Origin of the sequence: Novosphingobium anseongense, assembly GCF_037482895.1 — a bacterium.
Classification (GTDB): domain Bacteria; phylum Pseudomonadota; class Alphaproteobacteria; order Sphingomonadales; family Sphingomonadaceae; genus Novosphingobium; species Novosphingobium anseongense.
Genome location: NZ_JBBHJZ010000001.1, coordinates 1730254 through 1752022 on the forward strand (window position 1 = coordinate 1730254; position 21769 = coordinate 1752022).

A 21769-nucleotide genomic window follows, 5' to 3' on the forward strand; every position below is an offset into this window, starting at 1 on the left:
CGACCAACCCAGAGCCCTCAGAAAAGGCCGCCACCTATCCCCCCCGAACGGTGGCCAGCGCCGCGGCCAGGTCGATGGTGCCGGCCTGGTCTAGGATGGCGGCCTCATAGGCAGACGTTAGTGGCGTAACGATGCCGGCGTGCATGGCGTTCATCAGATAGCTGATCCCGTCCTTCCCTGGCGCCGCTTCGCGAGCGCTCTTTATCGCAAGCGACGCCAAAATGTCGGCCGTCAGCGGGTCGATGTTGGCGCCGATCCGCGTGAAAAGTACCACCTCAAATCCTGCGAGATCGGCGAAGCGTTCAATGATCACCGTGTTGTTCGTATGATTGGCTGGTTCGACATATTTGCGTCCGGTGCCGATCTTGTCGATTTCGCGCCGGTAGACAATGTCGGCGGCTTCATCGACGCTGACGGCAAGCTCGAAAATCGTGGCGAGGACGGATGCCCCGCCCGTCGCGACCGGAACCAGCGTCGGCGCGCCCTTCCGTCCCCCGCTCGATCGCGCATATTCCACGGAGAACGGCGTCAACACCCCGTCGCGCCGCGATAGAATCACTGCTTCCAACTCGGGCCCGGGATCGGTGATCAAGGACCCATAGGCCAAAACGCCAATCATCTGCCGTTACCACCAGTCTCTAATGCCACTTACCGGCAGGATAGCATCGTTGAGGCCAAGAGCGATCGCAAACCGCGCTCCACCGCTCCGCGATTGGTAGAGGACCTATTCGCAGTATGGTCGCACCAGCGGTGGACCAATAGCCAGGTTCTAAGACTGATAACCGCTGACGAGCCCATCTCATATTGGGTCATAATGGTTCTAAAGCGCATGCGCTCGGTGGCGCGGCCGCCAAGTTTCTAGCAAATAGTCATTGCGCAGGAAGCGCTTCATCATATCCTCTAATGGGGAGAGGCGTTTGTCATGGTCCGCCTGTGCGGAAGTGACGGGCGTACAGCGCGCGCAACCGGGGGCAAATGGCAACGACAGTCGTCAAGTCAGCGAACAGCACGGCGCCTGGCCAGTATCTGGGCTACGGCCTGCAGGACGTTCGCTTGTGTCGGCACCTGCTGACGGCGTCCAAAGGCTGCGTCGTTTCGCTTGAATATGTCGACGACACCGCGATCCACCGCCCCGATGGCGAGATGATGCTCGAGCAGTCGAAAAGCGCAGTCTCTGCGAGCAATCCGGTCACCGATAGCTCGGTCGAACTGTGGAAATGCTTTGCAAATTGGGCGAGCCTCTGTGCCGACGGCGAGGTGAAGCCAGCAATGACGCGATTTCGGCTCTATGTTTGCCCCAAAAAGGATGGACCGCTTGTCCAGCGTCTGCATGCTGCCAGCGATATCGATGAAGCCAAGGCGATCCTGACCACGATCGCCAAGAAAATCACTCCGTCGACCAAGCTGAAGGGCTGCAATCCCAAAATCACCGAGTTCCTCGGTGCGGGCGAAGATATCTGCACGCAGATCATCCTCAACTTCCGTCTGGTGATGAGCGACGATCCGCTGGAACCGATCCGCGAGGTGCTTCGCCTCCATGTGCTCGACGATGCGCTTGATGATTTTTGTGCGCATGCAATCGGCATGGCGAAGAACCGGATCGCTGCACTGATACGCGCCAAACAGAAGCCTGCCATCGATGCCGACCGGTTCCGCCAGGATCTGCGCGGCTTCATCCGCAAGCATGGCGCCTTGGGGTTGCTGATGCCGACAACAGGCAAGCCAACGCTGGAGGAGGTCGATGCGACGCTTTCGTCGTCCCCGATCTTCGTGCAACAGCTTGTGCGGGTGAAGATGCCGACCGAGCATGTCGTACGCGCGGTCAGCGACTATCTGCGCTCGACCGCCGATCAAACGCTTTGGGCGGCGGACGGCCGGATCGTCGAGGAAAGTCTCGATGAACTCCACGACACACTTGAAGCCCATTTCCAGATCACGCGCGACGAGATCGAGGAATTGCACGGTGCGCACGATGCAGAAACCCGCGGGCGACAGGTCTATCGCCGCTGTGTGTCGCATCAGGCACCTCTGCAGGGCCTCAGCGTGCCCGGCTATTTCATCCCTGGCAGCTTCAACATGCTGGCGGACGCGATGCGCGTCGGCTGGCATCCCAATTTCGCCGACTTTTTCCCGGGGGAATGATGGCGGACGCGGATATTTCTTCGGTTGAGGCCGTTCAGAATTCGGCGCTTGGTTCCGTAATCCTGTGGTCGTTTGGCCGCGGCTATCAGGAGGAGGTGCTCGGCCGGTTGGCGCTGCTTCACCTCTCCTTCCTTGTTCTGCCCATCGTCCTGCACCGCCCGACGCTCGATCGCGTGACGACGACGTTTCCGTCATCGGGCATGGGCAAGTTCATCGAGAAATTCGAGCGGCACCGCGAGGATCTGATGGCGATCCATACGCGCGCGCTTTCGATGCGACGCCTCACGCTCGAGGCGCTGTCGACCGGGATAGCATCCGGTCTGCTCAGCTTGAACTATGAGGAAGGGTTTCTGCGCGCGAATGTCGTGAAATTGCGCAGCCCGTCCGAGCGGATCAAGCCCTACACCGCCGCTGCCGACAAACTCGGCCGGTGGATGGCCCGCGTGCCGCCCGCAAATGTCTTTTCCCTGCTGCGCGTGAGGCCCTAATGCATTTCCAGATCCTCAAGCTCGTATTGTGGTCGCGCGCGGGTCACCAACCGCGGATCGTCTCGTTCGAGCCCGGCATGGTCAATGTGATCAGTGGTGCATCTAAGACCGGCAAGTCCGCCGTCATTCCGATCATCGACTATTGCCTGGCTTCGACCAAATGCAGCATTCCGGTCGGCACGATCCGCAAGGCCTGCTCGTGGTTCGGCGTCGTCATCCAGACGATCGAGGGTCAGAAGCTCCTCGCGCGGCGCGAGCCAGGAGATGCCAAGCAGACCGGCGACATGATGCTGATCGAGGATGACGACGAGGTTGTTGTCCCGCTCGACACCCCAGTGAAAAACACGACCAGCGACGGTGTGAAGCGTATCCTCGATCGCCTGTCGGCCTTGTCCAATCTCGATCTGGAGCCGACCGGCGAGCCGGGATTCAATTCACGCGTCAGCTTCCGCGATCTCACCGCCTTTATGTTCCAACCGCAGTATATCGTCGCCAACCCCGCGGTACTTTTCTTCAACGCCGATACCTCCGAACATCGCGAGAAGCTGAAGGCGATCTTCCCCTATGTCGTCGGCGCCTTGACCGCCGAAATGCTGTCGGCAAAATGGGAGATCGACAAGCTCACCCGCCAGCTGCGGCGCCGCGAAGCCGAGCTCAATGCGATGCGCTCCTCGGTCCGAACCTGGCAGGTCGAAGCGCAAGGCTGGATCCGGCAGGCGATCGAACTCGGTCTCGTCCCGCCTGGCACGGTAATTCCCGACAACTGGCCCGACGTGCTCGGAATGCTGCGCCGGATCGCCGAAGGCAGCAGCCGGGGCGCCCAGCCCTCGATCGCCTCGATCGAGACGACGTTGGCCGAACTGCAACGGCTGCGCGATGCCGAGCGACGATCCGCTGCCGAACTCGCCGAGCGTCGTCAGCGGTTGAATGAGATTCAGCGACTGATCGACAGCAGCCTCTCTTATGGATCGGCGATGCAGATACAGCGCGAACGCCTCGACGTCGCGAACTGGCTAGGAGAGCTGGTCGAAGGATCGGATGATCCGATCGTGGCTCTCGGCGGTGGCGGACGCGACAAGATCGAGGCGCTGCGCGAGGCTTTGGTTGGTGTCGAGTTTCAGTTGCGCACGCAGCCGGCGCTGTCGGACGCCTTCGATAAGGAAAGGCTGCGCCTGCGCGAAACGGTCGAGGAAGGCACCGCTCTCCTTAGCGGCATCCGGCGCGATATGGCATTGCTCGAACGCCGCTCGCAGCAGGTTCGGGCCGAAACCTTCCGGTCGGACCGGATCGAGCGATTCCTGGGGCGGCTCGAGCAGGCGATCCTGCTCTACGAGCGCACCGGCGAGGATGCGAAACTCCCGGCGGACATCGATGCGATGAAGACGCTGATCGCTGACTATCGCAAGATCTACTCCGAGGGCCAGGTCAGGCAGAAGCAGACGGCGGCACTCAAGATCATCGAGAATTACGCTTCGCGAATCATGCCAACGCTCGATGCAGAGTGGCCGAACGCGCCGATCGAGTTATCGGTCGAGGACCTGACCGTCCGCGTCGTCCATCCCGATCGGAAAGATTATCTGTGGGAGATCGGCAGCGGCGCGAACTGGCTGGCCTATCATGTCGCGGTAATGATGGCGCTGCAGCGCTATTTCCTGACCGACATCGGCCATCCGGTACCGGCACTTGTTGTGCTTGATCAGCCGAGCCAGGTTTATTTTCCGCGCGGGTTCGAGGGCGAGCATGTCAGCGAAGTCGGGCGAACGCGCGACCAAGACATCCTCGCGATCCGGTCAGTGTTCGAGGCGATCGGAGTCGAAGTCGTTCGTGCGAACGGCCAGCTGCAGGTCATCATTCTTGACCATGCCGGACCGGACGTGTGGGGAGAAATCGAGGGAGTGACTTTGGTCGCCGAATGGCGCGGGGACGAAAAGCTGGTGCCCCTGGCCTGGATCGAACCCGGCGAGATCGCTTGATGCAGCAAGTCTGTATTCCCCCAAGTGTGGATATCGCATGAAGCGAATCGATCTCGCCAATGTCTTGGCGTCTTCCTCGAACATCGCGATGTTCGCCGACAAAATTGCGCAGATGAGTGAACGGCTCGGCGAGCATGGTATGGTCGAGTTGCAGCGGGACCGCATCGTGCTGTTCTTCCAGAGCATCTGCGCGGTGATCGATACCGCCGAATGGCTCGAACTGCCGGCCACGACGTCAGCGGCGAAGCGCGCCCAGACGCTCGTCGGGCGGCTTGCGCATGCCGATCGCGTTCTGATTGGGCGACAGATCGGGCGCGAGATCGTTGCCGCCGCTTACCATCTGACGACATCGATGACCGCCGAACTTGAGAAGCACCACACGTATGTTGTTATGCCGCGCGAAGGGCTGCTGCTCGATCATGGCCCTGGCGCCTTCGGCATCGAGTTGCTCGAAGTCTTCCCCGAGGTGCGCCAGGACGTGTCGGCCGCCGCGCATTGCCGCGCATATGAATTGTGGACCGCCTGCGTCATGCATTTGATGCGGGTCGCCGAGGTCGGCATCGAACGGCTCGCCGATCATGTCCAGGCACCGCGCGGAAACAGCTGGGGCGCGACCGCCGCTAATCTCAGCAAGGCTCTGGAAGGCGCGCGCAAGGTCGAGGGCGACGGTACCGCCAAGCAATGGCTATCCGAGGCGGCCATTTACCTCAATTTCGTCAAGAACGGCTTCCGCAATCCGGCAATGCACCCTGAGAAGACCTTTGATCGCGAGCAGGCGATAGCGATCTACGATAATACCCGCAACTTCATGCGGCTGATCGCCGCGCGCCTCGCGCCGTGAGGCCCGCCCGGCCAAGCGGGGGCGCCGCGTAGTGATGTCCGTCGATCCAATCCGCATTTTCTATTCCTGGCAAAGCGACCGTGAACGCGATGTCTGCGGGCGCTTCATCGCGCTGGCCCTCGCTTCGGCGATCGATGCATTGCAGCCGCAGTATACGGCCGAGTTGCTGCTCGATTCCGATACCGCTGGGGTCGCGGGCACACCACCGGTGAGCGAGACGATCCTGGCAAAAATACGCGACTGCGACCTCTTCATCGGCGACGTCAGCTTCGTTGGGGCAACCCCCGACGGCAAGAAGCTGCTGCCGAACCCAAACGTAATGACCGAATTCGGCTATGCCCGTCACGCGCTCGACGACCAGCAGATTATCCTTGTTATGAACACCGCTTTCGGCCTCGAGCGGGATCTGCCGTTCGATCTTGCCCATCTGCGCCACCCAGTCTCCTATGCGCTGGAAGAAGGGGCAAGCGACGGCCAGCGGCGGCAGGCACGGGCGGCCTTCGCCACCAAAATCGCGCACTTTCTTGATGCGTCCATAAAGGTCGTGCTGGCGCGGCGGACGTCTGCGGTCGTCGACAAGGATGTGCTGGCGCCTGCCGAGGCATTGCTCACCGAACTCGACCAGCTGGCCACGCGGGGTGACGTGCCCGCAATCGTCCCAGGACCACGCCTCATCTTGCGGCTGGCCCCAGTGCGGGCAGCGGAGGAGCCCTATCTAGAACCAGCCAGGGTCAAGGCTGCGCGGCGGCTGTTCGTGCCCGGCGATTATGAGCTGACCCATGATATGGTCAACGCCGGGCAATGGGCCAATTTTGACCCACCGCGCCACGTTGCCGATCGCCCCAACCCCGAGGCGCGCTGGTATACGCGCCTGGTGCGCCCCGGCGTGCTCGAGACCGCCATCATGGTCGGCGCGCGGATCGACGATGACAGCGCGATCCTGGTCGAGGGGAGATCGCTCGAGGGACGGATCGTCGAGGCGACCAAACGCATGGCGGCGGTCGTCGCGGAGATTGGTCTTAGCGGGCCGCTGTTGGTCGGGGCGAGCTTGCACGGGCTCGAGGATGTCCAGATGTCGAATGGACGCCAGGCAAGCCATCCGCTGCAAATACCCAGCCTCTACCTCGGCACGGTCGCCTTGCCGTCGGGCGAGGCGGTCAGCGGTCAGGCTCTGCGCAAACTCTTCGACGCGCTTTGGCTCGGGTGTGGGTTCGATGATGGCTCGCCCTCGTTCAGCGGCGAGGGTTGGGAAGGCGATACCGCCAGCAACCTTTATGCGCCACAGACGATCGGCGGACGGGCCTGGCAGTGAGCGCAATGCCGTCAAAATTGGGAGCGATCGCGCCCACCTTGATCGAACCCTTGGCCGATACGCTGGCCGCCCCGACCAGCTTCGCCGCGACGCTCAAGGCGCATGGCCTCTACAGCACGACGCAATTCGTGCTGCGGCTGAGCCCCCGTATCCACGAACTGGTCGATGCGATTACCTGCGGGGCGACCGACGGCTATTCGGCGGACGAGCTCTACACCGCCTATTCGACATATCTGCACGAGACGATCCACTGGTGGCAGCATGTCGGTTCGACCGCCGGCCTGATCCTTAGCCTGTGCTATCCCGCTCAGTGCGTCGCCAATATCGAGGCGCTCAGCGATATCGTCCGGCTCGTCGGTGCGAAGAAGTCGGTCAGAAGCTGGGCCGAGAACGCGCTCCGCGCGGGACACGACCCGTTGGACAAAGCGCTGATACAAGCCAATCGCACCGTCAATAACACGATCGACACCGAATTCTACAAGGTGCTGGCGGTGACGCCGATGCGCGCGCCCGAGCTGTTCGACGATCCCTACTTCGAGTGCGTCGGCCACAGCTATGCCATCGCGTATGGAAATACGCTCCACGCGCTGATCGACAGCTGCGACTTCCTGCCGGGCTCCTTGGCGGATCCAGAGAGCTGGTCTGCGTCGCTCGATCGCCTGCGCGAAGCCCGGCATGAGGGTTTCTATCATGGCTCGCCGATCCGGCGCGCCCGTGTCGGACTGCTCGATATTTTCGAGGGGCAAGCGCGCTTCAATCAGCTCCAGTTCCTGCACCATGTCGGCGGGCCTTCGGACTGCGCGCATTACCGCGAGGCGGGCTATTTCAACGGTGTCTATGTCTCGGCGTTCGACGAGTTCCAACGCCTTACTGGCTTCGACTGGCCCGCCCGCATCGATGACCCGCTAATCGGGCTGTTCCTCCTGATCTGCGACATGGCGATAAATCCGACTCGCGGCTTCCCCTTCGCCTTCGGATCGCTTGAGGACATGATCATCGACGTCGATCCCGGCGCGCGCTTCACGCGGCTTTGCGAGGCGGCGCGGGACAATCCCGCACTGGCAATGGCCATCCAGACATACAGCGTCGAAGAATATGCCGAGGTTGCGGGCGCGCTGGCCTATCCGTGCGGCTATGACCATCCGATGGCCGCTCTTGAGGCATTGATCGACCTGATCGACGAAGATCCTGGTGCGGCTGCGCTGATGCGGGAATGGCAAGACTTCAACTACACACCGTCGAACCTGCCCATCCGGGTGATGGTGTCACACTTTCTCGCCCTTGCCCGCGACAAATATGATCATCCGGAGTTCTTCTGCTGGCCGGGTGCTCATGGCGCAGGCACCCAAGCTAACCCCGCCTATGTCGGACCCTTCATCCGCAATCTGTCGCTGTTCTCGGACCGGATGGACAATGACGGAATTTTTCCCCGCGCTATTCCAGGACGCGAGCAGCCGGCCATTCAGGAGACGCTCAATCGCTTCTTCGCGTCGACGCTACTCTACGATCTGACCCGGCAATGGATTTTAGAGGATGGACCGTTCCGATATGATTTCCATTGGCTGACCGGCCGACATGACAATGCCGCGCTTATCACCTGGGCGAAGGCCATGTTCGAGGCGAGTTTCGGGGCGCATCCCGACGCGTTCGAAGAGGTGACGCGGCAGGCATCGTGATCGTTTCGGTCCTGGTGGTCATTCCAGAATGCCCGCCTCAGCGAGAATCAGATTCTGGAGAAGTATGCGAAACGTCAAGGCGTTGGGTTGCGGCGGCTTCCTGGCGAGCTCAGTTTCGGCTCTGCCCTAGCGGGCGCGAAAAGATGACGAAACATCGGCGCAATGCCGCCACTCTGAGATCAAATGAACGATCGGCGGGTTTTAGGCGTCAAGATCGCAACTGCGAACGGCCGAAAGGTCGGCGCTCCTGTCGAAACTAGACAACCAAAATACATTTTGCCTAGTGGACGGGCTTCTAGATGATTCGGAGGCGCGCATGGCAACTTACCGCGATATCCAGGCCCGAGTAAAAGCCACGCATGGCTTCGTGCCGAAAACCTGCTGGATTGCCGACATCAAGGCTAGGCATGGCCTTACTCGATCACAGGCTCCCAATCGCTACCATCCGCTTCGCCGCGAGCATCCGTGTCCACCCGCCAAGCGTGCAGCAGTTGAAGCAGCCTTGAGCCACTTCGCGATGATTTAAGGTCGGCCTCGATCTGGCGGAGTTGTCATAGCGAGAAATTAAGTGCCGCGGTGACAGGTGAACGAATGACCGCTGTCAGACAACAGATCGGCCTGTCTGCACGGCAGCTGTGTCGGCGGGGCTGGCCGAGCCCATCCACGCCGGCTCGGATTGGCTGCTCTCGACCAGAATTAGGCGTTCGCCAGCGCGGCTCTGAATGGCAGTTTATTCTGGAACCTGCCATTAGAGCGGCGAAAGCGGTTCGACGTGACGCACGGAGCGGACTTTCGCCAAGGCCCGCACATTAAGATTATGATGCACCTAATGCCGCTTGTGTAAGTGTGGCAAGATCAGGTCAGTAAGACCGGGCAGCCCCACGCCAATATGCTTGAGAGTTCGGAAGCTGCACGAGTGATTACAGGTGCTCCGGGAAACGCTATTCCCGATCGTTCTTCTATTAGCCCGACAATCTTGTCGGGATCGCGGAGTTCAGCGAGCGTGGACGCGAAGGCGCCGGTAACGTCGTCCTGAACGAGGTTGGACGCGAAGAGCCCGCCAAACGCGAGACCGAGCGCCGGACTCGCTGGCCAAAGGTGGGCCAAAACCATTTGGGTCGGCTGCACCAGACTTTGGGCGAGTCCGATCCGTGCCATTCCGGCCATACCTTGCGTGGTAGCACCGTTGCACGTGTTGAGGACGAGTAAGCGACGATCTGCCTCTGGGACCGAGAAACTAGCGATGGTCTCCATCGGCAGGATGACGTTCTCGTAAGTATCTCCCTGCCTCTCAGCACGCGGCGTGCCGACAACGATCCCAGTCTCTGCCAACCGGTGCGCTACGAACTCGCCGTGCCCGCTCACCCACAGAATGTCCGGCTCCACCTGTTCATAGAAGTCGCGAAAATCGTCAGCGTCGCCATCTTCACTGCCCGGGAATACCGTGGCCGACCACCCATTTCGCGCCGCTACGGCCTGGATCACCTCGACTTCGAAATGCGTGAAGTATGTGAACGCTGCCCAGATCGATATCGTGCGCATGGCGCGCATCGGTCGCGTCGCTGCCAAGCTCACCTCCAGTGGCAGGGTTAGCGACAGCTCGCGCGCAAGCAATGCCTGGAGCGGATCCGATACCGAGGGGAAGACCACTAGTGATCGCGGCTCGGCAATGCGCTTGAAGTGCTGGGCAAGCTCGCCTGGTCGATAGTAGCGCATCATTGCCGCCTCGACAGCTGGCCCTTGGCTGTAATCCAGGATCCCTTCGCGGTGCTCCTCGATATCGTCGATCTCCGGGTCGCGGCCAATGCGCAAGGATTTTTCGAGCGCGCGCACGACGATCTCATGTCCTCTGTCCACGGTCTCGAAACTGATGCGCGCGCGACCCGGCCATAAGGTCGCCACTCCGTCGCCGAGCGCCGGATGGACAAAGAGGACATTATCGTCGCAGGGCTCCGTATCCGGCGCTTTGTACCACGCACGGAGAAGATCCATGGCGGCCGCCAGATCCTGTTCTAGCACGAGAAGGCGGATGAGCGGCTTGATGACGTCGATCCGAGCGTCGCGGGCAAAAAGTGCGCTGGAGCCCACTTCTGACGCCGCTACCGAGCGTTCGTTGAGGCTCTCGATCTCGGAAAATACGTTTGCGCGCTCTGCGCGCCAACGTTCAAGCGTGTCGATCGTCGCGACCAGATATTGAAGGCGCTCATGCTCGCGCAACGTGTCACCGAACCCCTCAAGGACATCCAGAGCCCAGTCACGGATACTGCGTTGGGTGACGCCATTGGCTTTGGTGAGGAAAACAGTCGCAACAACGGAGGCAGACTCTCGCGGCACCTGACCGGTGTTCCAGGCTTGCTCAAGCGCTACGACCCATTCGTCCCCGCGCTCATAATCCTCGCTGACTGCCCAGCTCGCAAGTGACGCCAGCCCGAAGAAGATCTCGACCCTAAGCTGTTCGTTCCCCGGCCCGTCGACCGCGAGCAACTCCAAAAGAATGTCCCAGCAGACCGCATAGGTTTCGACGACCTCCCGCCGGATATTGGCATCTCTTGCAAGCAGAAAGAACGTCGTACACCAGCGCGGAAGCCAACGCATAGCGATCCCCCCGACGCGAGGGTCGCCCTCCTGACGCCACGGCAGATAGGCGTAACCAGAATTGAGCCGCCGCTCAGCGTCGTAATCCGTCGAGAGGCCTCGGAACGCCCAGTCGTAGGCCGGGCCGCGTCGGCCCAGGCCCTGCGCGGTTTCCATGGGCACAATGGAAAACAGAAACCGCAGGAAAAGCAGCGATCGCCGGGTGACTTCCTCCTCCGGCTCTCCTCTCTCTGTCGCTTCACGCAGCAGTGCGTTGATATCATTGACTGCTGCGATGGAGATTTCCTCAAGCCAGCCCAAGTCGCGAGCGGCCGCAAACTTTTGACGCTCGAGCACCGTCATTGTGAAATAGATGATCGCCTCCTCATCAGCCCAGGAAAGGGCAGATACCCAGGCGAGTTTGGGGGCCAGCGGCATATGTGGGCGGATCGCGTGAAGTTGGGGGAACGCGTCTTCAAATGCTATCATCGTAGGTCTTTCAGCGGCGGCGTCGCGAACAGGTATCAAAGGCAAGGTTGTTGCAAACAGGTCAAGGGCTGCCTTACGCGGCTCGGCGAAAGCGACGCGGCGAGCATCGTTCCGCTGCTGGCCCAGTTTCTGTCGTTATGCGCAGCCGGGCAAACGCCGGATGTCGGCTTTTGATACATCCCGTCTTTCGACACGTCGCTGAAGAATGGCAGGAAAGTCCCAAAGCAGGTCGATAAGCCGGTCGCGACAGCTTCATGAATGATGGGCAGGTTTCAGGGACCCGCCTCTGGCCGTCGGATGTCGCCTATGTTGGCGTTGGCGATCATCCGTCAGGAAAATTGACTGGTCGATGTTTGAAGCTCACCGGATCCACAGGGAGAGCATTTCGCGGGTCGGAACCGATGCATCAAAATTGCGCGGCCCCATCGTGTGTTGAGTGGCCCATCTACAGTGGAAAATCCGGCTTTCGTGAAAGCGCGCCGGGCACGATCGTTGTCGGGATGGGGATCGATGCCTACCGCCGGCACTCCCATCGCAAATAGGTGGTCGACATGTTGCCGCACGATCTTTGTCCCGTGCCCCCGGCCAACAGCATCCTCCTCACCGACGTAGAGGTCCATGCCGCGCGAACCCGGGGGAAGGTAGTCAAAGTGGTGGGGTGACCAGTCAGTGACGACGTAGTCCTGAATAAAAGCGATCGGACGCTTGGCGGCCAAGACGATCCACATCGCAACCCGCCCCTCTTGCAGCTTTTCCGCCTCTGGCTCGATTTCGGGCGGGCCCCACCACTGTCGGACATGGGCATTTTGTCGCCATGATGTGAGCAGCGGTAGATCGCCTTCATTCACCGGGCGTATGCAGAAGCGGTCTTCCATGCTGGCTGGGTATCAAGCGCAATCGGCATTGAAAAGGAGCATTCCGGGTGGTCGCAAGGCGGGGCTGCAATGCCTCCACAGAACAAGCAGTCATCGCAGGGTTTGATGAACCGATGGCCGCTTTCAGGAAGATGATAAACTGGTTGAAGCGACCGAAATGTTGGCGCGAACGTACCTTTCGCGCCAGGCGCATGACGGGCAACAGATGCCTCGAATCATAGCGTTCACTCGCACCGGCACTTTTCGTGTCACGCCGCAGGGAGAGCGTGAAGCATTCGCAACGCTGGCGCCTGGATGAAGAGCCAGCCAAGGATGGCTCCCAGCTGGAATGCGATCAACCCGAGCACCTTTAAAGCAACAATGATGGATGGCTAGGATAATATGCGAGAGCATTAATCCCCAAGTCGATGGGCCTCGTCACTGTCTGTTTATTGCCTGAACGAGAGGCGATTTTAGGACACCGCGGATGGCATGCCCACCGCTGCAGTGTCGGCGGCGGCAGGAAGCGGCAGTAAAAAGATTCGATCCATTTTCGGTCAATTATGTTCGAGGAAATGTACGTTTTTGAACGGAAGCTCGGTCAATGATACCGTAGCGATCATCCTTTGAATTTTCGGTATCGGGGCTAGCAAACGTTAATGCTGTTGGGGGTGCAAACACGCTCGTATCCGTTCGTGTCTGTCCGAGTGAACGGCAGCTCGCTGGAGTATTCGGCGTGCCTGCTGGTGTGCGGCGACCTTCGGTTGATTGAAGAGCTAAGCAGGCATAGATCCCTGGCAGACGCCTGCTCAAGCTTGGAGAAATTTGAAAAAGCTATGGACGGGTCGGGCTTTAGACAGCGCAAACCGGGACAATGGATGGACTCAGCAAAGTAGGCCGTTCCACCGGCGGTCGCATTTAAGATCAGAAGGCTGCTTCGCAGTGCACGGCTTTGCCGCGGATCGGCGGTGATATCTTGTGCAGCTACCTCGTCAGAATATCTGCACGACCCGTGACTTTCAGGTTTTTTAAGTCGCGCGCCGGAACGGTTGCTCAAATGGTAACTTCTGCCGATGCGATCGCGGTGACTACGAATCTGTACCGGCCTTGCTGGCTCACCGGCGAAGGACCGATCGCGTGCGCGGACGCCTGGCGGACGAAGCCTTGGCCGTAGGCTTTCGAGTGGCGCGCTTGCGGGCAAGAAAAAAGCGCATCATCGCGCGCGAAGAATTGGGTCCGGCGGGATCGTTGAAGGAGCCCTGCCACTCCCGCCCGACCAGGCGTGACCTGCGCCATGAACCATCCATGCCTCCAGCAGCGGCTTGGCCTTGCCCTTCGCATAGATGGTGCGCGTGTAGGGTCGAGCATTTCCCGGCGGCACGTGCACCGTCCGATCAAGCGCCAGTCGTGGATTGGATAGGGTCAACGAGCGAACGAAGCCTTCAGCGCTCGACGGATGCACGGCTCGATCGCGATCACCCTGGAACAGGATGGTAGGTGCCGGTCTCCTCGACCGAGCCGTATCGACGCCCGCCGCGACGCCTCTTGTTGCCGCGAACGCCGCCCTCGCACCGGTGGTGTTGCCTTTCGCCACCGCCGAATGGACGCCCACCGCGACGTAGAGCTCGGGATAAGCTGCCGCTATGATGGCGGCGGCGCTGCCGCCAGCCGATATGTCGGCGATGTAGACGCGCGCCGGATTGGCCTTGCAGCGGGCGATCGTCTCGCGGGTCATGCCCGCAATGGTCGCCGCCTCGCCGCTCCCTCGACGTTGATTTTCAGGCCGAAACCAGTTCCAGCAGCGCATCATATTGGCAGAGATTGACTGCTCGGGATAGAGTACCAGGAAACCCAGCTCATCGGCCAATCTGTTCATCTCGGTGCCTGCCGCAAAATCGGCCGCGGTCTGTGTGCATCCGTGGAGCATGACCAAGAGCGGCAAGCGCCGCCGGGCCGACCCGGTCGGGGTGTAGAGCTTGTAGGCAAGCGCACCAGTTGGACATTTGTACTGTCCATCGACTAACGAGCCTGGAGCGGGCCTGCGAACGCGCTCGGCGCGTTGCGGGTTCCGAGACCGCTTGGCAGCAGCCTTCTTACGCGCCGGCTTTCGCGGGGGCGGCGCGAGCATTTGCGCGATCCCTGACGCTTGACGTCTGGCGAATGTGCCTCGGCGCCAGCCGCAGATCCTGTGGCACTGGCCCGCAGCACCGACCAATTCTTTGATGACGGAGCGGCCTCATCGTCGTTCCGTCACCTGCCTTAGGGTCTTCCGCGCCTTGGCTTGAAGCGCGGCTTCGTCGAGTGCCCTCAAGACACGATCGATCATACCGGCGTTACTCGCGGACTTGGGCAATTCGCGAACAGCGAATTGCTGCAGGCACGTTAGATCAGCTTTGGGAACGGCGATTTCGATTGGCATCTTGCTCAGCTCCTCCGACTTGACGCCCTGTGCCGCCCGCCCGGATGCCAGGAAATGATCGAGGAAACGCTTGCGGTCAGTGAAGGTCCATCCGAGCGCTTCAAGCTCCTCCGGATTGATCGTGAGCAGCGCAATTGCAAACTCCATGATGTCGTCGAACGGCAGCTGTAGCCGCACCTCATTCTTGCGGGACCGAACCCGCCCGATCAGGTCGTTTTTCATTGAACTGAGATCTCGCCGTCGACCGCCCGCCATTCGGTCGGTCGGATCAGGTGGTCATGGGCGATCCGCACCGAATGGAGAGCGGCCTCGATCTCGCGCCGCCAGTGGTCGAGAAACTCGAACAGCACAGGAAAATCGGGCGCGAGATCATAGTCCTGCCACACGAACAGCTGCAGGAGCGACGGTGCGTCGAGCCGGTAGAAATGGATTTCCGCCGTCGTCAGGCCGTAACCCTGCAACTGTGCGAGGAAGCCTCGGTCGGTCATCGTGGCGACTCTGCGGAATCGCGATTTTTATCGAGGTCATGCATCGCTGCGAGAATGTCGTCGATCGAGACCGCGCGCTTGGCGCCAGCCGGCTTTCTCATCGCTGGCTGGTCGCGCACCGCGGATCGATCGGACGCCCAGGATGCGAGGATGGCGCGTTTCACTTCCGGCTCCAGGCTCGGATGACGCGCAACGTCGAAGGGATGTAGAAAACGGGAAAATGGCTGCGACATGGCCGTGCCTCCTTTCCTAGTGTCGCTCCTTTCTCATGCGCGGGCTCGGCCCACGCGGCACAAGATTTTGGTGCGAACTTGGGCCGCGTCAAGAGGGAATTTGGCGTCCCAAACAACGGCAAAGGGCGAGCATTGGCGCTCACGGACATCGAGCGATTTTTTCCATTTGGCCTCTTGATCGTCAAAATCGGTTTTCATATTTCTGCCCCGCTCCTCGCTGAAGCGGCGGGGAGATCATCACATCATGTTTTTGCATCTGGAGGTTATGCATGCATTTCCGCCCCTTGCACGACCGTGTGGTCGTCCGCCGCATTGAAGCCGAGGAGAAGACCTCGGGCGGCATCATCATCCCCGACACGGCTAAGGAAAAGCCGCAGGAAGGCGAAGTCGTCGCCGTCGGCCCCGGCACCCGCGACGATAGCGGGCGGCTCGACGAGACGACGGTGAAGACCGGCGATCGCGTGCTTTTTGGCAAGTGGTCGGGAACCGAGGTCAAGATCGACGGCGAGGATCTGCTCATCATGAAGGAGAGCGACATTCTCGGCGTGATCGAGCCCAAGGCAGAGCTCAAGCAGGCGGCTTGAGCCTGACCTGTCCCACCAACACTCAGGAAGGAATTCGAAGGAGACGAAGCAATGGCTGCCAAGGAAGTGAAGTTTGCGTCGGACGCGCGTGATCGCATGTTGCGCGGCGTGGATACGCTGGCCAACGCAGTGAAGGTGACCCTTGGGCCCAAGGGCCGGAACGTGGTCATCGAGAAGTCGTTTGGCGCGCCGCGCATCACCAAGGACGGCGTCACCGTCGCCAAGGAAATCGAACTCAAGGACAAGTTCGAGAACATGGGCGCCCAGATGCTGCGCGAAGTTGCATCGAAGCAGAACGACAAGGCCGGCGACGGTACGACCACCGCGACGGTCCTTGCCCAGGCCATCGTGCGTGAAGGCTCGAAAGCAGTCTCTGCTGGCATGAACCCAATGGACTTGAAGCGAGGCATCGACATCGCCGTCAAAGCGGTGGTCGAGGATCTTGAAGCCCATGCCCGGAAGGTCAGCGCCAACAATGAGATCGCTCAGGTCGCGACGATCTCTGCCAATGGCGACGATGAAGTCGGCCGCATTCTCGCCGAAGCGATGGAGAAGGTCGGCAACGAGGGCGTCATCACGGTCGAGGAAGCCAAGAGCCTTGCGACCGAACTCGAGACAGTCGAGGGCATGCAGTTCGACCGCGGCTACCTCTCGCCCTACTTCGTGACCAACACCGAGAAGCTCAAGGTCGAGCTCGACGATCCTTATATCCTCATCCACGAGAAGAAGCTCTCGAACCTGCAGGCGCTGATCCCGCTCCTCGAGCAGGTGGTCCAGTCAGGCCGGCCGCTTTTGATCATTGCCGAGGATGTCGAAGGCGAAGCGCTCGCCACGCTCGTCGTCAACAAACTGCGCGGCGGCCTCAAGGTCGCGGCGGTCAAGGCGCCAGGCTTCGGCGATCGCCGCAAAGCGATGCTCGAGGATATCGCGATCCTCACCGCCGGCAACGTCGTCAGCGAGGAGCTCGGCACCAAGCTCGAGAGCGTTACGCTCGGTATGCTGGGCCGCGCCAAGAAGATCGTGATCGACAAGGACAATACGACCGTGATCGACGGCGCAGGTGCCCGCTCGGACATCGACGCCCGCGTCGCCCAGATCCGCGCGCAGATCGAGACCACGACCAGCGATTACGACCGCGAAAAGCTGCAGGAGCGCGTCGCCAAGCTCGCCGGCGGTGTCGCCGTGATCCGGGTAGGCGGCGCGACGGAGGTTGAGGTCAAGGAGAAGAAGGACCGCGTCGACGACGCGCTTCACGCCACCCGCGCCGCGGTCGAGGAAGGCATCCTCCCGGGCGGCGGCATTGCGCTGCTGCGCGCTCTCAAGGCGCTTGAGGGCCTCAAGGTCGGCAACGACGACCAGCAGTCAGGCATCGATATCGTGCGGCGCGCCCTCCGCGCACCGGCGCGGCAGATTGCCGACAATGCAGGCGAGGACGGCGCGTTCATCGTCGGCAAGCTGCTCGAGAGCGGGGACTACGCGTGGGGCTTCAACGCCGCGACCGGCATCTATGAGGACCTGGTGAAGTCGGGCGTGATCGATCCGGCGAAGGTCGTGCGAACCGCGCTTCAGGACGCCGCATCGGTTGCCTCGCTGTTGATCACGACCGAGGCGCTCGTGGCCGAACTGCCGAAAGAGGAAAAGGCCTCGCCCATGCCGGCCATGGAGTATTGAGTTGGGGATCGGGAGAGCGTCTGCTCTCCCGGTCTTTCGGACCAGCGAGCCCATGCGGCCGATGCTGCATCCCGCTTCGCTATCGCGTATCCGTGTTTGCAAGCCTGCGCCTAGGCCTGACGAGCTGAACCATGTTTACTGTCTTGCCGCCTCGTCTCTCGACCAGATGTACCAGGGCGTTCGTCCGCGTCTATCGCCAATCGCTGGGCAATTGGCCGGCTTGGATCCCGATCGTGGCCCTTGCCGCGCTTTGGCGGCTGCCACCCCAACCGACGGCAGTGACCATTGGCGCGACCTGTGGCATTCTCGTCATGTCGGTGCTCGCCGCCGTTCATCACGCCGAAGTCGTGGCGCATCATACGGGCGAGCCCCTCGGTACTCTGATCCTCGCGATCGCCGTCACCGTCATCGAGGCATCACTCATTCTTTCGATGATGGCCAGCAGTCCAGCCAGCGCGACACTCCCGCGCGACACCGTCTACGCTGCCATCATGCTGATCCTCAATGGCCTCGTCGGGCTATGCCTGCTGGTGGGCGGCATAAGGCACCGAGAACAATATTTTGTGCTGCAAGGGGTAAACGCTGCGCTTTGCGTCCTGGCGGCGTTGGCGACGCTGGTCCTTATATTGCCGACGTTTGCGGCGGATGCGGTTGCCGACAGCTATTCCCGCGCGCAACTCGCTTTCACGGCGCTTGCCTCCTTGACCCTCTACGGCACGTTCGTGTTCGTCCAGACCATCCGACACCGCGACTACTTTCTGCCGCCGGGAGAGGGCGATCTTCAGCCCGACAGTCACGCGGTACCTCCGACAGGCTCTCGCGCTTCCGCGTCGTTGGCGCTGCTCTTCCTATCGCTCGCCTGCGTCATCCTGCTCGCCGAGCATCTCGCGGCGCCGCTTGAGCTGGCGATTGCTGCCGTATCGCTGCCAAGAGCGTTCGTTGGGGTCGTCGTCGCGACACTCGTTCTGGCGCCGGAAAGCGTCGCTGCCTATCGGGCCGTTCGTCGTAACCGCCTACAGACCAGCCTGAACCTCGCCCTGGGCTCCGCTCTCGCGACCATCGGCCTCACAATCCCTACGGTCGCAACTGCCGCCCTCGCGATGGGCTGGCCTCTTTCGCTGGGCATCGGGCCACGCGAGGCGACCCTGCTCGCATTGTCGCTCGCCATTGCGGTGCTGTCGTTCGGCACGGGCCGGACCACGATTTTGCAAGGCGCCGTGCATCTGGTTCTCCTCGCGACCTACCTTTTCACCATAGTCTCGAGTTGAGGGCGGTGACCTGACCGCTTTAACTGCATGATCAGAAAGGAGTTCGTATGTTGTATTCGTTGTACCGTCAGGGAGAAGAAGGCGCTGGCGCAGTGAGTGTTCAAACCGCGTGTTCCGAGCTCCGGGCGATGGAGCAGGCAAGGTCATGGCTTGAATCGCAGGCCGAACACGACCGCTACGTTCTAGTGCCGGAAGACGGCTCGCGAAGAATACTCATGGTACGAACCATCGCTGGCCCTTGGTACGCGATCCCCTCTACGGCTTCTGGCCTGTAAGGGCAAAGTCGATCTTCTTCACGACTCAATTAACGGGCCATCCGACCAGCACGTTCCGGCGGGGGCCCGGCCATTCATTGGCCATCATGCGGCTCAATGAATTGGGTCTGGCGAGCCTTGTGCTTGGCGAGATGGATGCTCGGATTGCCGCACTGCGAGCTACGTCACGTCTCCCAGCTCAGCACATATCGGCCGCTCGCCGGCACGCGGAATTCAACGCGGTCACTTGCGCGCTTGCGCGCCCGGACGGCATCGCCGCTGGCACTGACCAGGCGGCATCGGGGTAGTGCGGCCTTGCCCGAACGCACGATACCAAGGGCAGCAAGGCAGGTTTCGCCGCCATCGAGTGTAATGCTGATGGCGCGGTCGCCGGTGCGTTCGCTCGCCATGATGAAGTGATCGCAAAACAAATGGAAGGACGCACCGGCGACAGGGCGGAACATCCGGCTTGCAAAGACAAATGCCGCACCCGCGCCGTAGATCTCCTGCCCGACCTGGCCGGCGGGTTGCCCATCCACATAAAGATCTTCCAGCGGAAACGAGAGATCGCGGTCGATATGGCCATTGCGGTTTTCCGCCGCGAGCAGATCGGCGGGCAAAGCGTCGGGGTAGTAGAACCACGCCCGGTCCAGCGCGAATTTACAATATTCGCTGATCAGCATGCGAGCCGCGGGTTCGAGTTCGGGTCCACTGTCGCGTAGATAGCATTCGAAGGCGGCGAAGCTGTCGAAGCACTCGTAGATCGCCATATAAGGAGCGTCCTGCAGGCACGTCACGCCAAGGAAATTCCGGTAGTGCGCCGCGCCGTCTATATCGGACTCCCAAATGGCGGCGTTGTGGAAGAAGCTCGCAAGATAGACATAGCTTTGTTCCAGGTAGCGATGGACGTTGGTAATCCTCCAAAGCCGAAGGCAAGCGGCTGCGCCCCAGGCAGTAAGGTTCGCCTGGTAATTGAGACTGAAACGCATACCGTTGGCGGCGTCGATCGCGGCCTGAGCCTCTAGCACAAAACGCTGATCCTGCGTGATCTCGAAGGCTTGCAACATCACCCAAGCGTATATTCCGCCAACATCTGTCTGACCCTGGCCATCAGCCCCGGCAACCGCGGTGATGATTGTGAAATCGGTTACCTTGAACTGGATCGGCCACTTGTACTCAAAGTGATGCGCTGCCTTGATGCCGTAATCGACAGAACGAAGGAACAGGTCGCGGGCCTTGTCGTCGCCGGCCAGCGCTAACCGGGCAAGATTGAGCAACGGATGATAAAGGTACCAAGAATCGACGGCATCGGCGTCCTTGTCCTTACCCACGTTGGGCAGATACCGCCGGATGGTCTTGAGCTTGGGATCGTAGAATTTTTCCAGCCCGGCTGCGAATTCGGCCTCCAGGTTCGCGGGCTTCTCCCGCCAGGCGGTATATTCGCGCATCGAGGTCAGCAGCGACAATTGAACCATGCTATCAGGATATTCACTCCCCGTGTAGGGATGCGCATAACGGTGGCCGTAATGCCGGATCGTCGCCTTTGGCGACACATCGAGATCGTGGAGTGTCTGCTCTGCACGCGCGATCCAGTCGCGATAGTCCGGCTCGGGCAGGTCGAGCGCGGTGTAGACCGCACCGAGCATCTGCACAAATAGTCGTGCATTTTCGCACTCGTCACCGCCAGGCTGATCACGAAAGATGAGTATGGCATCTGAGATCGTGACCTGTTCTCCTCGGGCCAAAGCTTGGTTCGGTGGCGGCGTGCCGCGCTGCGGCGGCGTCGGCAGGAGATACCCGATTTCTGGCCATTCCCCCCCCACAGTGCCATCAGGCTTGGTTTGCGTCGCGGCGAAGTACGGGTTGAGTGACGTTAGGTTCTGAAAATAGAGGACACTACCGAAAGCCGGCTCGTCCAGGTGAAAATAAAGGAGACCGCTGTTGAGGCCCCGCTGGGCAGCTTCAATGCGACCGATCGTATCTTGCGGGTCATCGTCACGGCCGAGAGGGTAAAGATCGCGGGGGTAGAAGGGCATCAGGAGAGTTGAAGCTGGCGTGAGAGCGACTGTTATCCGCAGGCGGTGAAGGTCTAAGCCGTCCACCCGCAGCTTGACCGCAAAGGTGCCGCTGGTCGTTTCCGCGTCGAAAGTGGTTGTCTGTCCGCTTTGTTTGAAACGATGGCATTTCATCGTCGATCCCGGCGAATGGGCGAGACGTACCGCCAGGCCGCCGCGACCAGGGCGGCGTACGAGTGCCCAAGCCGAAGTGGTACCCGCACAGAGCTCTATGCAAAGGTCGCCGAGGGAAATCGTGCCCAGAGCGTTCATCGAATTGCTCTTGAGCTCGTCTCTGAAGGCGAGAAGATAGGGACTGACGGGCCGGGCTTCGCGAACGGCCTTCGAGGCGATCTTCTGCGTCATTCTCTTCTCCCGCGATCAATGGCTGCGATCGACAACTGGATCGTTTGAGGCTCAGGCCTGCGGGCCCGCGCCTTGGAATAACC

General features: G+C 60.9%; 19 protein-coding genes. 10 read left to right on the top strand and 9 right to left on the bottom strand.

All coding sequences use genetic code 11. The features are described 5' to 3' along the window. Nucleotides 1-34: 34 nt before the first annotated feature. Complete coding sequence (locus WG901_RS08175; protein WP_339586513.1) at nucleotides 35-592, bottom strand: hypothetical protein; 558 nt, start codon at nucleotides 590-592, stop codon at nucleotides 35-37. A gap of 383 nt (nucleotides 593-975) precedes the next feature. Here WG901_RS08175 and WG901_RS08180 point away from each other — a divergent pair, with 383 nt between their 5' ends. The 7 genes from WG901_RS08180 (at nucleotide 976) to WG901_RS08210 (ending at nucleotide 8958) form a co-directional block, all read left to right on the top strand. Next, nucleotides 976-2142 (top strand): ABC-three component system protein, encoded by a 1167-nt coding sequence (locus tag WG901_RS08180; protein WP_339586514.1) that lies wholly within the window; start codon nucleotides 976-978, stop codon nucleotides 2140-2142. Beyond that, nucleotides 2139-2630 carry a three component ABC system middle component gene (locus tag WG901_RS08185; RefSeq protein ID WP_339586515.1) on the top strand — a complete coding sequence of 164 codons (492 nt, stop codon included), beginning with the start codon at nucleotides 2139-2141 and terminating at the stop codon, nucleotides 2628-2630. The genes WG901_RS08180 and WG901_RS08185 overlap by 4 nt, the downstream gene beginning before the upstream one ends. A 284-nt stretch (nucleotides 2631-2914) precedes the next feature. Continuing rightward, the gene (locus WG901_RS08190) at nucleotides 2915-4603 is read left to right on the top strand and encodes a DUF3732 domain-containing protein (RefSeq protein ID WP_339586516.1); all 1689 of its coding nucleotides are present in this window, start codon (nucleotides 2915-2917) and stop codon (nucleotides 4601-4603) included. Between the two features lie 37 nt (nucleotides 4604-4640). Continuing rightward, nucleotides 4641-5444 (top strand): hypothetical protein, encoded by an 804-nt coding sequence (locus WG901_RS08195; protein WP_339586517.1) that lies wholly within the window; start codon nucleotides 4641-4643, stop codon nucleotides 5442-5444. 34 nt (nucleotides 5445-5478) lie between these two features. Continuing rightward, entirely contained in the window at nucleotides 5479-6756 is a 1278-nt protein-coding gene (locus WG901_RS08200) for a hypothetical protein (RefSeq protein ID WP_339586518.1), read from the top strand. 50 nt (nucleotides 6757-6806) lie between these two features. Continuing rightward, nucleotides 6807-8432, top strand: a complete 1626-nt coding sequence (locus WG901_RS08205) for a hypothetical protein (protein WP_339586519.1) — start codon at nucleotides 6807-6809, stop codon at nucleotides 8430-8432. Nucleotides 8433-8748: 316 nt separating this feature from the next. Then, entirely contained in the window at nucleotides 8749-8958 is a 210-nt protein-coding gene (locus WG901_RS08210; RefSeq protein WP_339586520.1) for a hypothetical protein, read from the top strand. Nucleotides 8959-9287: 329 nt separating this feature from the next. Here the strand turns inward: WG901_RS08210 and WG901_RS08215 are convergent, their stop codons facing one another. The 7 genes from WG901_RS08215 to WG901_RS08245 all read right to left on the bottom strand — a co-directional run bounded on the left by WG901_RS08215 (nucleotide 9288) and on the right by WG901_RS08245 (nucleotide 15687). Further along, nucleotides 9288-11495 (bottom strand): CHAT domain-containing protein, encoded by a 2208-nt coding sequence (locus WG901_RS08215; RefSeq protein WP_339586521.1) that lies wholly within the window; start codon nucleotides 11493-11495, stop codon nucleotides 9288-9290. Nucleotides 11496-11824: 329 nt separating this feature from the next. Continuing rightward, complete coding sequence (locus tag WG901_RS08220; protein WP_339586522.1) at nucleotides 11825-12370, bottom strand: GNAT family N-acetyltransferase; 546 nt, start codon at nucleotides 12368-12370, stop codon at nucleotides 11825-11827. A gap of 1192 nt (nucleotides 12371-13562) precedes the next feature. After that, the gene (locus WG901_RS08225; protein WP_339586523.1) at nucleotides 13563-14477 is read right to left on the bottom strand and encodes an extracellular catalytic domain type 1 short-chain-length polyhydroxyalkanoate depolymerase; all 915 of its coding nucleotides are present in this window, start codon (nucleotides 14475-14477) and stop codon (nucleotides 13563-13565) included. Between the two features lie 108 nt (nucleotides 14478-14585). Beyond that, nucleotides 14586-14990, bottom strand: a complete 405-nt coding sequence (locus WG901_RS08230) for a hypothetical protein (protein ID WP_339586524.1) — start codon at nucleotides 14988-14990, stop codon at nucleotides 14586-14588. After that, nucleotides 14987-15256 (bottom strand): usg protein, encoded by a 270-nt coding sequence (locus WG901_RS08235; RefSeq protein ID WP_339586525.1) that lies wholly within the window; start codon nucleotides 15254-15256, stop codon nucleotides 14987-14989. Before WG901_RS08235 ends, WG901_RS08230 begins: the two co-directional genes overlap by 4 nt. After that, entirely contained in the window at nucleotides 15253-15489 is a 237-nt protein-coding gene (locus WG901_RS08240; protein WP_339586526.1) for a hypothetical protein, read from the bottom strand. Before WG901_RS08240 ends, WG901_RS08235 begins: the two co-directional genes overlap by 4 nt. Nucleotides 15490-15522: 33 nt before the next feature. Next, nucleotides 15523-15687, bottom strand: coding sequence for a hypothetical protein (locus tag WG901_RS08245; RefSeq protein WP_339586527.1), 165 nt, complete (start codon nucleotides 15685-15687; stop codon nucleotides 15523-15525). 71 nt (nucleotides 15688-15758) lie between these two features. On the opposite strand from WG901_RS08245, the gene groES reads away from it, so the two are divergent. The 3 genes from groES to WG901_RS08260 all read left to right on the top strand — a co-directional run bounded on the left by groES (nucleotide 15759) and on the right by WG901_RS08260 (nucleotide 19012). Beyond that, on the top strand, nucleotides 15759-16073 hold the full coding sequence (groES, locus tag WG901_RS08250; protein ID WP_339586528.1) for a co-chaperone GroES: 315 nt from the start codon (nucleotides 15759-15761) through the stop codon (nucleotides 16071-16073). Nucleotides 16074-16124: 51 nt separating this feature from the next. Then, a complete protein-coding gene (gene groL / locus WG901_RS08255) occupies nucleotides 16125-17744 on the top strand; it encodes a chaperonin GroEL (protein ID WP_339586529.1) in 1620 nt (539 codons plus the stop codon). A 131-nt stretch (nucleotides 17745-17875) separates the two neighbouring features. Beyond that, a complete protein-coding gene (locus tag WG901_RS08260; RefSeq protein WP_339586530.1) occupies nucleotides 17876-19012 on the top strand; it encodes a calcium:cation antiporter in 1137 nt (378 codons plus the stop codon). A gap of 439 nt (nucleotides 19013-19451) precedes the next feature. On the opposite strand, the gene WG901_RS08265 is transcribed toward WG901_RS08260, so the two are convergent. Beyond that, complete coding sequence (locus WG901_RS08265) at nucleotides 19452-21686, bottom strand: hypothetical protein (RefSeq protein WP_339586531.1); 2235 nt, start codon at nucleotides 21684-21686, stop codon at nucleotides 19452-19454. Between the last annotated feature and the right edge of the window lie 83 nt (nucleotides 21687-21769).